The organism is Pseudomonas sp. Pf153, from assembly GCF_001269775.1.
Taxonomy (GTDB): Bacteria; Pseudomonadota; Gammaproteobacteria; order Pseudomonadales; family Pseudomonadaceae; genus Aquipseudomonas; species Aquipseudomonas uvaldensis.
Window position 1 is genome coordinate 257806 of record NZ_LHVL01000009.1, and the last position, 12925, is coordinate 270730.

8 protein-coding genes are annotated in these 12925 nt (G+C 65.7%); all 8 read right to left on the reverse strand.

Annotated elements, in window-relative coordinates; all coding sequences use genetic code 11:
• Nucleotides 1-7: 7 nt before the first annotated feature.
• From AD666_RS06200 to AD666_RS06235, 8 genes are read right to left on the reverse strand one after another with little or no spacing between them, the layout of a single operon-like run.
• Complete coding sequence (locus tag AD666_RS06200) at nt 8-1735, reverse strand: SUMF1/EgtB/PvdO family nonheme iron enzyme (RefSeq protein ID WP_053148775.1); 1728 nt, start codon at nt 1733-1735, stop codon at nt 8-10.
• Nucleotides 1728-2924 (reverse strand): ABC transporter permease, encoded by a 1197-nt coding sequence (locus AD666_RS06205; protein ID WP_053148779.1) that lies wholly within the window; start codon nt 2922-2924, stop codon nt 1728-1730. Before AD666_RS06205 ends, AD666_RS06200 begins: the two co-directional genes overlap by 8 nt.
• Entirely contained in the window at nt 2924-3640 is a 717-nt protein-coding gene (locus AD666_RS06210) for an ABC transporter ATP-binding protein (RefSeq protein ID WP_053149696.1), read from the reverse strand. The genes AD666_RS06205 and AD666_RS06210 overlap by 1 nt, the downstream gene beginning before the upstream one ends.
• Nucleotides 3640-6738 carry a serine/threonine-protein kinase gene (locus tag AD666_RS06215; RefSeq protein WP_053148786.1) on the reverse strand — a complete coding sequence of 1033 codons (3099 nt, stop codon included), beginning with the start codon at nt 6736-6738 and terminating at the stop codon, nt 3640-3642. Before AD666_RS06215 ends, AD666_RS06210 begins: the two co-directional genes overlap by 1 nt.
• The gene (locus AD666_RS06220; RefSeq protein WP_053148789.1) at nt 6735-7466 is read right to left on the reverse strand and encodes a PP2C family serine/threonine-protein phosphatase; all 732 of its coding nucleotides are present in this window, start codon (nt 7464-7466) and stop codon (nt 6735-6737) included. The genes AD666_RS06215 and AD666_RS06220 overlap by 4 nt, the downstream gene beginning before the upstream one ends.
• Complete coding sequence (gene tagF / locus AD666_RS06225; RefSeq protein WP_053148792.1) at nt 7467-8120, reverse strand: type VI secretion system-associated protein TagF; 654 nt, start codon at nt 8118-8120, stop codon at nt 7467-7469.
• The gene (gene tssM / locus AD666_RS06230; protein ID WP_053148794.1) at nt 8117-11617 is read right to left on the reverse strand and encodes a type VI secretion system membrane subunit TssM; all 3501 of its coding nucleotides are present in this window, start codon (nt 11615-11617) and stop codon (nt 8117-8119) included. Before tssM ends, tagF begins: the two co-directional genes overlap by 4 nt.
• Nucleotides 11614-12924, reverse strand: coding sequence for a DotU family type VI secretion system protein (locus AD666_RS06235; protein WP_053148797.1), 1311 nt, complete (start codon nt 12922-12924; stop codon nt 11614-11616). Before AD666_RS06235 ends, tssM begins: the two co-directional genes overlap by 4 nt.
• Nucleotide 12925: the final 1 nt, after the last annotated feature.

Consider the following 12925-nt stretch of genomic DNA (forward strand, 5'->3'; position numbering starts at 1 on the left):
TGAACGCTCAAGACCGCTGGGCGCTCGTTGCCAGCAATTCCTTCAATATCGCCGCCGGGTCGGCTCGTTTTTGCTGACGATATTCCCCGACATGACGAACGAATAACGTGGCGCGCGCCACCAGGCTCTTGCCCAGTACCGGCTTGCGCTCCATCTCCTCCTTGATGCGTTGAAACTGCGCCTGAATCACGGCATCGGTGTAGCGCGTGCCGGTTGCCAGGTTATCGATGTAAATCGCTACCGCGCCGTCCAGCGCACTGCGGCCGTTGTCGATGGCCGTGGCGAACAGCTGGGCGCTGGCGTCGTCCTTGGCATCCACCGCCGCCTGATGGCTGCGCTGCAAATTGGTCAGGCGGATGTTGTAGTTGTTGACGGTCTCGGCCACCAGGGCCGCCGACTGGATCAGGTTGCCCGCCGCTTCCTCGCGCTGCTGGGCGATGAGCGAGACGTTGCGCTTGAGCTCTTCGTTGACCAGCCCCAGTTCGGCTTGCAGGCGCGGATCGACGCTGGCGGCGATGATGCTGTCCAGGCGTTTGGTGGGGTCCTGGGCGTCGTCGATGGCGTCGGTCAGGGACGCGAGGCGACCTTCTTTCTGCCATTGGGCGAACAGCTCCTTGTAGCGCGAGCGCGGCGCCGACAACGCACCGACCGCCACGCGGAACCCAGTGGTTTCATTGCTTTGTTCGGTACCGTCAGCCGCGAACAGCGGGTACTCCCGGCGCATGCCGGTGAACAGCGTGCCCTCGCCTTCCAGGTAATTGCCGCCCTTGACCACGAAGCCGCCGTAGGCGCCCTGGCGGCGTCCGGAATGCACCAGTTGGAACGACTCCTGGACCATTTCGGCGGCGTTGCCGATCACGTCGAACAGGCCGATGGGGTTCGGCAACTTGGTGCCAATGGGCATCAGCCGCGCCGCCTGGCCGGTGCCGCCGGCCACTTGGTTGAAGACGGCCCAATCACCCAGCGGCCCATCGCTTTCGCTGCCTTCGACGCGCCGGGGAAACAGCCGCCCTTCCAGGTCCTGGCGGCTGACGGCCTGCCCGCCACGGGCGGCGAACTCCCACTCCACTTCGGTGGGCAGGCGCACGAAGCCCAACCCGCCGTCTTCGGCAGAGGTGCCGCGACCACTCACCGGCAGCAGGTCCTTGTGGTATTTCATCAGCCAGGCGCTGTACACCGCCGAGAAACGCTCCGCCTCGAACTTGGACAGTTTCACCTTGGGCAGACGCCCGGCCATGCCCTGGGGCAACTCGGCCAGCAGGGCTTCGCAGGCCGGTGCCGGTTCGCCGCTGGCGAGGGACTGCGCCTGGGCCATGACCTGCGCGTACTGGCGGGCGGTGACTTCGTATTTGCCAATGAAGTACAGCATCGGCTTGAGCGGCGTCTGGGCGTCGGTCTTGGGCATCAACGGAGTGATGGTCTTGCTCCAATCCTTGGGCAGATCCTTGAGGGTGAACTGGCCGTTGATGAAGTCGCGCCGGTAACCGGAGATGAATGACTGCTGGTAGCCGGCCTCGCCTTCGCTGAAGGGGTAGCCGAGGCTGATCTCGCGGTCGTCCAGGGTGCCCTGGGCGAGGATGTAGACGTAACGAAACACCATTTGCCCCTCACAGGGCAGTGGCAGGCTGACGTCGTCCGGCAACGGCTTGGGGTTGTCCAGCTTGTCAGTGCCTTCATCGGCATACACAAGGCTGGCCAGACTCAGCGCCACGGCGGCGCCCAATAACTTATACATCGCGAATTCCTTCAGACGCCTGGATACGCGCCACCCGCCAGCCGCCACAAGCCGCTGCCAGGGCGCTGACGCCGAGCACGGCCACCAGGGCCAGGGTGTAGTGACGCACCAGCAGATGGCTGGCGTATTCGCCTGGCATCTGCGCAAATAAATAATTGAGACCCGACTGCGCCAGGCCATACAGGCCGGCACTGAGCACGGCCGCCAGCGTGGCGCTGTAGAGCGCCTGCAACACCACGAACAGCAACAGCGCGGCGGTGGATACCCCCAACAGACGCAACACCGACAGTTCCCGGCGCTTGCGCTCGACCGCCGCCAGCGCGCCGGCAAAGATCGCCGCGAAGGCACCGGCCAGGGCCAACCCGGCGATGATCCAGAACACGATCGACAGATTGCGGCTCAGCGATTGCACCTGTGCGATGGTCTGGGCCTGGGTGGATACCAGCAGATTTTGCCCCGCGAAATACTGCCGCAACGGCTCTACATCACCGAGGCTGCGCGCATACAAACGAAACGCTGGATAGACCCGTTGCCCGGCCACGCCCACCCCATCGCCGGGCCAGCCGAACGCCGGCACGGCGCGACCGTCGCGGTAATCCTCGGCGGCCTCCAGCAAAGCCAGCGGCGCGAACAGACCGTCCCGGGCAAAGGCTTCCAGCGGCAGTACGTGCAGCACCTCGACCCGCGTGCGCTGGGCCTCGCTGCGACCGGCCACCTGCCGGCCGAAACTGGCCTGCAACCAATCGCCCGCCTTGACGCCAAGCTTCTCGGCGGCGGTCTGGCTGAGCACCACCTGATCCAGCCCTTGGGGCAACGGCAGATGTTCGAGCAGAGGGTCGTTGGTGGCCGTGGGGATCATCTCGACGGTGAGCGCCGACGCAGCGTTGCTCAAATCCGCCGTCGCGGCGATCTGCCGGGTGCGCGGCAAGGCGAAGGCCACATCGCCGCGCCGGCCCAGCTGCTCGATGAATTGCGCGCTGAACCGACCGCCGCCCAGGGGGATGATTTCCCGGGTAGCCGGGTCGTTCTGCAGGCGTTCGGTCAGGCTGGTGACCAGGCCGAATTTCAGCCCGAACAGCACCAGCAAGGGCGCCACCACGGCCACCAGCGCCAACACCGAGCAGGCCGACAGCCACGCATCGTTGCGGTAATCCTGCCAGGCCAGGGAAGCCACCAGCGCGCCGCGCATCAGCAAGCCTCCCCGAGGGTCGCGGTGACGCCGCCGTCGGCATCGCGGCGGCAACCGATGCGCCGCACTTGCAAACCACTGGCCCGGGCCAGGGCTTCATCGTGGGTGGCGACGACGCAGCACACGCCGCTATCGCGGGCCTGGGCCACCAGCAAGTGCATGACCCGCTCGGCGTTCAGCGGATCGAGGGCGGCGGTCGGCTCATCGGCCAGCAGCAGGCGCGGGCCATGGGCCAGGGCGCGGGCGCAACTGACCCGCTGGCGTTGGCCCACAGAGAGGTCCGCCGGTTTCTTGTCCAGTTGATCGGCAATGTCCAATTGTCCGGCCAGGCGCATCACGCTGCCGTCATCCTTCAAGCCCAGCAGTTTGCGCGACAACTCGATGTTGCCGCGTACGTCCAGGAAGCCCAGCAGGCCACCAGTTTGCAGAACATACCCCAGGTGGCGGCTGCGCAGCTCGGCCAAGGTGTCCTGTTGCGACCCACGCCACAGTTTGGCGATGTCCAACGAGGTGTTGCCCGGGGCAAAGTCGAACTGCCCGGCCTGGTCCGGCGCCAACACCAGGGCCAGCATATCCAGCAACGTGCTCTTGCCACAGCCGCTGGGACCGACCAGCGCCAGTTGTTCGCCGGCACGCAGGTGCAGCCGTGGAACCACCAGGCTGTAGCGCTGGCTGCCGGCGCCCCGGCTTTTGTGCACGGCATTCATCGTCAGCATCATGGCAACGTCGACAGTGGAACGCGGTACAGGGCATCGCCCGGCTCGGCGTCGCCGAAGCGCACCCAGTTGGCGAGGTCGTTGTGGAAGGTTTCATAGAGGCGGATTTTCGATTCCAGTTCATCGATGAAGTCTTCCTGCTCGGCCACGCTCAAGGACAGCCACAGGTCCTGGGTCATGTTCAGCGACTTGCTGCGGTACGGCAGCCCTTCCAGGTATTCGCCGAGAATCCCGCCATCGGCGAGGTTGGCGCCCTTGCGCAGGGCCGATGGGTCGCGGCTCATGTAGGCACTGGCGCTGGCGATTTCCTGGAAGAAATCCTTGGGCGAGCTTTGGGTCTTGCGGGCCGCGTCGACGATCAGCTTCAACGATTGCTGCAGGTCGTTGAGTTGCAGCTTGGTCAGCATCACGCACACCTGGAACGCTGGCAGCGCCGGGTTGGTCAGGTCACGGTCGGCGGTCCACGCGCTGACCAGTTGCGGCGCCTGGCTGGCGGTCTTGCGGCCGAGGAAATCCATGTGCATCGCGTAGCCCACGGCCGCCGACTTGTCGGCCAGGCTCGGCGCGGCGCCCAGCGCCGGAACGCTTTGCGGTTTGTTGCTGCGCACCTGATGCACCAGATCCGCAAACACCGAGCCGATCTCGTCCACCCGCTCACCGAGCTTGCGCACATCGGCGCCCGGCACCGGAATGTACAGGTCACCGATCTGTGGGTTGGCGTCGGCGGTCAGGGTGCGGTATTGGCTCTGGGCACCGGCGTGGGTCTTCTTGCCGGCGTCGCTGAGCAAGTGCAAGGCGTAGATCTTGATCTGCTTGCCCAGGGCCGCCTGACGCACTTCGGCTTCGTTCATCTGGGTGGCGGCAAACGGGTCGTTCTTGCGCAGGGCGCCGGCGTCGGTGATCAGCAGGATCAGGCGCCCGCCATAGCCGGACCAGTCCATGCCCTCCACCGCTTCCATCACGCCGGCAAACGCGTCTTCGTTGAACGAATGGCTCGACACGGTGGAGGCCTTGACCTGCCGTGCGAGGTCCAGGAAGCGTTGCGGGTCGCGACCCTGTTCCAGAGTGATCAGGGTCTTGGCGACGTATTCCAGGCCTGGAGTTTTCTTGACGCTGCTGCGGAAACCCACCAGGCCGAAGCTGACGCTGTCCAGTTCGCCACGCTCGGCAATGCGGGTCTGCAGTTCGTGAACCACGTCGCGCACCTGATCGATGTAGGGCTGCATGGACACGGTGGTGTCCACCACCAACACCACGGCGGTACGGAACGCATCGGCGTTGGCGGTCAGGATCGGTGTGTTGTTGGACGCGGCCCGAGGCGTGTTGCCGGGGTCGATGGAGGCCACGTTCAACAACTGCACGGGCTGGCCGTTCTCGTCGAAGCTCTCGCGCGAATCGAAGATCGGCAACAGGTAGAACTGGTTCTGCGGCACGGCGCTGGCCGCCGGTTCCAAGGCCAGCACCTGCTGGTTGTCCGCCGGGTTCTGTTGGGCCTTGAGCAGCACATTCTTGGCGTTGGAAGGATTAGCCAGCAGCTTTTCCACTTCGCCGGGCTGGCGCAGGAACATCACCGGCGCCCGGCCTGAGCGTTCGGTGAACTTGAGCACCAGGCTCTGCTTCCAGTCGCTGACCTGAGCGGCCGGCAACCAGCCGTCGCTGCGCCCATCGGTGGCAGCGCCGACGCGCACCCACGGGCTGCCGTTGACATCTTTGCGCTGGTACACGTAGAGCACGGAAAACGCCGGCAGGGCCTTGCCGGGCGCGGCACCCGGTTCGTCGGCGAGCGTCGCCCCCGGTTTGCTGAGCACCCGCTGGAACAGGGTTTTCTTGCCGGCCATCAACAGCGGACGCTGGCCGCCATCGGCCTGGGTCGCCACGGGCGGATTCACCGGCGGCGCCACGGGCGGCTGGGCCGGCGTGGTATCGGGGGTTTTCACCGGCGGCGCGTCAGCCGTATTCACCGGTGGCTTGGTCGATGAGGTCGATGCTATCGGCGTCTTCGTGTCTTTTTTGCCGGAGTCGCCGGACAGCCACCAATAACCCGCCCCACCCAACGCCAGCGCCACGGCCACCGCAACGGCGGCGAGGGCAAACACCGGGGGCTTGCGCGACGGCGCAACGACCGGCCGCGGAGGTGGGCTCACCGGTGGCGGGGTTGGCCGGGGTTGCGATTGCGGCTGCGCCGGACCGCTCGGGATGTCGATGGACATCGGCGTCAGGCCCGCCAGGTCATCGGCCTTCGCAATGGGCGGGACGGGAATCGACATGGGCCGGATCAGCGTCGCTTCGGAGTCCTGGGGCAGGTTATCCAGCGCCCGCAACAACGCCGCCGCATCCGGGAAGCGCTCCGCCGGGTCCTTCGCCAGCAACTTGCGCAGCACGTCCTGGTAGCGGCCGTGGTGCACCGGCAATTCCGGCAGTGGTTCGGTCAGGTGGGCCAGGGCCGTAGACAGTGCGTCGTTGCCGGTATAGGGCAGTTTGCCGACGAGGATTTCGTAGAGCACGACACCCAGCGCATACAGGTCGGCACGACCGTCGATGTCCTGGCCGCGTGCCTGTTCCGGGCTCATGTAGCTGGGGGTGCCGACGGCAAAACCGGCCTGGGTGAACTGGGTCCGGTCGTCCAGGGACTTGGCGATGCCGAAGTCCGAGAGCACCGCCGTGCCATCGGCGCGGAACAGGATGTTGGCCGGTTTCACGTCGCGGTGCACCAGTCCCAGGCCATGGGCGTAACCCAGGGCCGAGGCGATCTGGCGGATGTAGATCAGGCCCTGCTCCGGCGACAGGCCCGCGGCGATGCGCTCCTTGAGCGTGCCGTTGGGCAGGTACTCCATCGCCATGTAATACAGCTCACCGACGTTGCCGATGTCATGGATGGTGACCGTGTGCGGATGCGACAGGCGCGCCAGGGTCTTGCCCTCGCGCAGGAAGCGCTCGCAGAACGTCGGGTCGGCGGCCAGCGCGGCGGCCATGACTTTCAGCGCGACCTTGCGCTCCAGGGACCGCTGGGTCGCCAGGTAGACGCTCGCCATGGCGCCTTCGCCGATCTCCCCTTCGATGTCGTAGCCGGGGATCTGGATGTTCATGACAGAGTTCATGCCGGCACCTTCACGACCACTACGGTGATGTTGTCCGGCGCGCCGCGCATCAGCCCCAGGGACACCAGGCTGCTGGCGATTTCGCCGGGTTCGTCGTGGTTGAGTACTTCGCGGATTTCATCGTCTTCGACGGTCTTGGTCAGCCCGTCGCTGCACAACAGGTAGCTGTCGCCGGGCACCAGCAACAACTCGACCATCGCCAGCTTCAACTGCGCCTCGACCCCGATGGCCCGGGTGACGATATTGGCCCGTGGATGCACTCGGGCCTCGGCTTCGCTGAGCAGACCACTGTCCTGCAGGTCCTGAACGTAGCTGTGGTCACGGGAGATACTTTCCAGCACCCCGTCGCGCAGACGGTACAAACGACTGTCGCCGGCCCACAGGCACATGCCGCGCAGATCACGGGTGGCGAGCACCACGACGGTGCTGCCCATCATGGTCACGCCACGGTTGGCGGTTTCCTCGCGCACGGCAGCGTTGACTCGCAGCAGGTCGGTTTGCAACGCCGCGACGTATTCGTCCAGCGAGCGGCCCAAGGCAATGCCGCGCAAGCTATCGACGATCAGGCTGCTGACGTAATCGCCTGCCGCGTGCCCGCCCATGCCATCGGCGACTACCCACAAACCGTTTTCCGGCAGGTCCAGGCAAGCGTCTTCGTTGACCTGACGGACCATGCCGACATGGCTCTTGCTTGCAGACTTGAATGCTTTCCCAGCACTTGGACGCATCTACACAACACCTTCTTGGCCGAGCAAAAATTGCGCAAAATCAGCGGCAGCCGGCAACCCCTGGCACCGCATCAAACCGGGCGCGATGCGCTCCGATCCCTGGCCCCACCACAGGCTCATGCCTTCGCAGGACGACTCGGCGAGCGCGCTCATGCGCGTCTGCGGGTCGGTGGCGTCGAAGCGATGCAGGCTGGCGAAGCGGCTGCTGGGGGTGCGCGACCGATACAACGGGCTGCCGAGGTTTTCCAGTTCCGCGCCGAAGGCCTCGAAACTGGCCTCCACGTTCAGGGTACTCAGGAGCAGGTTCTCCACCCGCTCGAACCACTCGTCCGCGCCACCCACCACGGACGCAGGGTCCGCGTCGGGCTCCAGCAGCACCGCCACCGTCAGCGGGAAATACCGGCCGACCCGGTCGATGCTCGGCATCACCACGCCCACGACGGCGTCCGGACCACAGACACCGGGGGCGACCAAAAAGCGCCACAACGGGCTGACCAGATACGCATCCAGCCAACGCTCGCCAAGGCTGGTCTGGCTGGCAAGCAGACCCGCCGCCAGCCAGGAATCCCACGGCGCGATGAAACTCTGGGGCAAACCACGGCTGACGAAGTCCCCGCGGCTGGCCAACTTTCCATAGAAGCCCGGTGTACTCATAGCCGCTCCGGCAGGCTGAAGCCACTGAGCACACGGCTCTTGAACGGGTTGAAAGCGCTGTTGGCCCGCAGTTCGTACGAGGCACTGGCGTTATCGACCCGCAACCGCAGGTTGAAGCGGTCCGGCGAATTGCCGGCGGTCAGGTCCGATTGCTCCAGCAGCCGGAACCACGCCCATGGGCCATCCAGGGTGATGCCGGAACGGCCATTGGACGACGGCGGCATGATCGAGATGCGCACCACGCCGATGCTGCCGGGGTTGGGCCACTGCATGGCGGTCGGGCGACTCGGGCCGTGGTCGTAGCTCAGTTGCTGGCCGTCCAGGTCGAGCAGGAACTGGGTGATGGTCGAATCCATCGCCACCGGTTTGAGCTCGAAGCGCACCATCGGCTGGGTGCCGCCGGAACGGAAGAACGCATCGCGAATGGCGGCGGCGCGCTGGAAGGTTTGCAGCACGCCGGGAGAAATGCCCAGCTTCTGCGCAGCGCCCGGCTGCCAACGCCAGGTCGGCGTCGAGGTGTCGACGTAGGGTTGCAGGTATTTGCGGAAGTAGTTGTCCATCACCCCGCCGACGCCGAAGAACTGACCGAAGTCATCGAGGGTTGCATCCCGTGCACTGCCCGGCGACATCGGATAACGCCCGGCCAGGGATTGGCGATAAATGTTCACCACCTCGCTGGTCCAGGCGGCGTTCAGTTGATTGCGCACCCCGCCCATCATGGTGTTGGTGGTGGAGTTGACCACCGACTTGACCAGCCCCTGAACCAACGGTGGCTGGCGCTCGGCGTTGAGACTGACCCGGGTGGCAGCAGCGGCCGCCTGGTTCTTGGCCTCGCCGAGCAAGGCATCGCCACTGGCGCCGACCATGGCGCTGACCTGCACGTACAGCGCGTTCATGTCGGCCAACAGGCCATCGATGGCCGCCGGTTCGCCTTCGTTCTTGTTGACAATGCTGTTGAGCTCGGCGAAGTGCGCGGTGATCGGATCGTCGCTTTGCGCAGGCGCGTTTGGCGTCGCCTGTTCCTGGCCAAGCAGGCTGCCCAGGCGCTCCTTGAGCTTATCCACCCCGCCTTCTGCCGGCGCGCCTTGGGCGGCCAGCAGGCGTTCGTCCTGTTGCAGGTCGGTTTCCTTCGCCACCGCCACCAGCAGTTTTTTCAACGGAGAGGTCGGCCCGGAAATCACCCGCAGCACGTCAGCGGCCTGGGCCACGCTGGTGATCGGCACGAAGTCGATGTCGGCGAGCAAGGCGTCCCATTGGCGCTGGTAGTCCTGGAAGTACAGGCGGCGCACATCGGCGGCCAGGCTGGCGACGTTCTGTTGGTCGGCCTGTTCATGGCCCAGCACCCATTGCTCTTCGGCCAGGGTGCCGGTCTGGCTCAGGCTGGCGAGCAGAAAGCCCTGGCGGTACCCCTTGACGGTGAAGAACCCGCTCAACGGCTCGCCCAGCGGCTTGCCGCTCTTGCGGCTGAACACCAGCGCGGCGTCACGCCCGGCGGCCTCGTTGATGCGGAAGTCCGGGATGCCTTCGGGTAATTTCTGGCGCTTGATGCGGTCGTAGACACGCTGGGCCACGGGCAGTTGTTGCAGTTGCCGGCGCAGGTCTTCGATCAGCCGAGGGTCCAGCCGTGCGGTAGGCGGACGACGCTCGAACAGTGATTGCAGATGCTCAGTCAGGGCCAGACGCTGTTCGGCCGGCAGATCACGGGGCAGGCTGCGGTCCCAGTCCAGGGCAATCCAGGCCTTGATGAAGTCGGCGTCGTAATGCTCGGTGTCGGCGAGCATCAGGTAGGCCTTCAAGCCTTCGTAGAGGAAATCCGAATTGCCGCCGCTGTGCAGTTGCTCTTCGATGCGCGTCAGCAGGCGGGGGGCGAACACGGCGATCAGCAGCTTGCGATAGACGCTGCCGGACTCGGCTTCGAGCATGTCGCCCTGGTACAAGCCCAGGCCTTCTGCCCAACTCGGTGCATCGTCGGCCAGGTGTTTCACGGCGTTGAGCAGTGGCAACACCGCGAGCACGTCGCGTTGCGCCGGGCTGAGGTTCTGCACGGTCTGGCCCAGCGGCGCGACCTTCTGGTCGACCTGAGCGATGTACGCCTGATTGGCACGGTAACTGACCCACCACAACGAGCCGACCACCAGCACCAGGACCACGGTGGAGGCCAACACGCCCCGGGCGATCCACTTGCGCCGACGCTCGACCTTGGGGTCGACGCCCACCAGCCCGCGTTCGGCAAAGGCCACGGCGGTGAACAGTTTTTCGATGAAGTAGCTGCGCCCGGTGCCGGTCTGGCGCGCCAGGTGCTGGCGGTCCAGGTTCATGCTCTGGGCCATGGCGCCGATCAAGCGGTCGATCGGGCTGCCTTCCTGAGTGCCGCTGGTGAAATACACGCCACGCAGCAACACGCGCTCTTCGAAAGCATTGGGTTTGAATACGCCTTCGAGGAAGCTTTGCAGGCAGTCCTTCAGGGCACCGAACTGCTGTGGGAAACCGTAGATCAGGTCGCGCCGCGCCGGGTCGCGTTCCTGTTGCAGGCGCTCCACCAGACGGTCGTTGAGACGCTGTTCCAGGCCGGCGAATTCGCTTTGCAGGTGCGCCAGCGGGCTGTCGTTGCTCTTGCCGTCGTCGAGGGCGAAGGTCATGCCCCAGACCTGGGCGCGCTCTTCCTTGCTCAAGGTGTCGAAAAACTCCATGAACCCCGGCACCAGGTCGAGCTTGGTGAGCATCAGGTAGACCGGGAAGCGCACGCCCAGTTGGGTGTACAGCTCCTGGATCCGCAGCCGGATCGCGGCGGCATGGGCGGCGCGCTCGGCGTCGCTGCCCAGCAGCAGGTCGGACAGGCTGATGGCGATGAACGCACCGTCAATGGGGCGCCGGGCGCGCTGTTTCTTCAACAGTCCCAGAAAGCCCAGCCACGCCGCCTTGTCGACGGTCGCGTCGCTGTCCTGGGTGGTGTAGCGGCCAGCGGTGTCGAGCAACACGGCCTGATCGGTAAACCACCAGTCGCAATTGCGCGTGCCGCCGACACCGCGCACCGCACCGGCGCCCAACTGGGCTGCCAGCGGGAAGTGCAGCCCGGAATTGACCAGCGCAGTGGTCTTGCCCGAGCCCGGTGGGCCGATGATCACGTACCACGGCAGTTCGTAGAGGTTGCGGCGCTCGTCACCCCCGAGCTTGGCTTTCTTGAGCAGCGCCAGGGCTTCGTCCATGCGCTGGCGCAGGGTTTCCAACTCTTCGGCGGTGGCAATGCTGGTGGGGTCCGGCGGGGTTTGCTCGGCCAGGCTGCGCATGACCTCGGCGGCTTGCCGGCGGGCCTGGATGATGCGGAACACCCGGTAGGCGATCCACACCGCGAACACCAGGATGATCAATGTCCAGCGTCGGCCCTCCGGCACCAGCCAGTCCAACAGCGGACCAACGAACCAGATGATCAGGCTCAGGGCGATCAGCCCCAGCAACGGGATGACCCAGCGGATCATAAAACTGAAAAACGCTTTCACTCGACCCCCTCCGCCAATACTGTGATTTCAACCCGGCGATTGCGTGCGCGGCCTTCCGTGGTGGCATTGGAAGCCAGTGGTTCGGTGTCGCTGCGACCTTCGGCGCTGAAGCGCTCGGGCTGGCCGGTCTTGGCCGCAAGAATCTGCAGCACCGACTGGGCCCGCGCCTCGGACAGCGCCCAGTTGGACGGGAACCGCAGCGTGGCGATCGGACGGTTGTCGCTGTGGCCGGTGACCAGCACCTGGCCCTTGACCTTGCGCACCGCGTCGGCGATGCGCAGCATCAGCGGTTGGAAATCGTCCTTGATGCTGGCGCTACCGGAGGCGAACAGTTCATCGCCACGGATGGTCACCACGGAACGGTCGACGGCATCTTCCACCGCGATCCGCCCGGCTCTGATTTCATCGGCCAGGAAACCGGCCAGGCGTGGCCGCTCGATCACTTTCGGCTGCACCACGGGACGGTCGATGGCCTGCACCGGGATTTCCCCCAGGGCATGGATGTTCTTGAACACCGGCTCCGCATCGGAGGCCAGCTTCATGCGCAGGCCGAACAACAGCGCCAACAGCAACGCGGCGCCAATGGCCACGGCGATCCAGGGCGGCATGAATTGGGCCAGCCGATCCCGGGCCACGGTGACGCCACGCCAATGGGGCGACAGCTCGCGCTCGTAGTCGCCACGGGCGCTGCGGATCACCGCGCTGGTGCGCTCGCGCAAGGCTTCCAGTTGGCTGCGACCGTCGTTCATCACCCGATAGCGCCCTTCGAAGCCCAGGCACATGCACAGGTACAACAGTTCCAGCAGGTACAAGCGTTCCCGCGGGCTTTGCAGGCAATGCTCCAGTAACTGGAACACCTTCTCGCCGCCCCAGGCTTCGTTGTGCACGGTGATCAACAGGCTCTGCTTGCCCCAATCGCTGGTGCCGCCCCACGGGGTGCTCAACACGGCCTCGTCCAGGGCAGTGCACAAGGCGTAGCGGGCCAGCAGTACGTCATTGCGCACCACGCCGGCGGCTTCGGCGCGCTCTTCGAACTGGCGCAGGTAAGCCAGTAGTTGCGCCCGCAGGCTGGCTGGCGCCGGGTGGGCGATGGTGTTGCGCAGGCGCGTCAACAACGCCAGCAACGGGCCGGCGGCGCTCTCCAGTGGATTGAGACCCTGTGCTTTGCCGGTCAGGACCGGCGCGGCCGGCATCGACAGCGGCGCGGACGCCGGCGCCGGTGCGGGACGCCCGGCATCCGGACGGAAGGGATCGGCGCCACGACCACCGGGCGTCGGCATGAACTGGGTACGATCATCGTTGCTCATG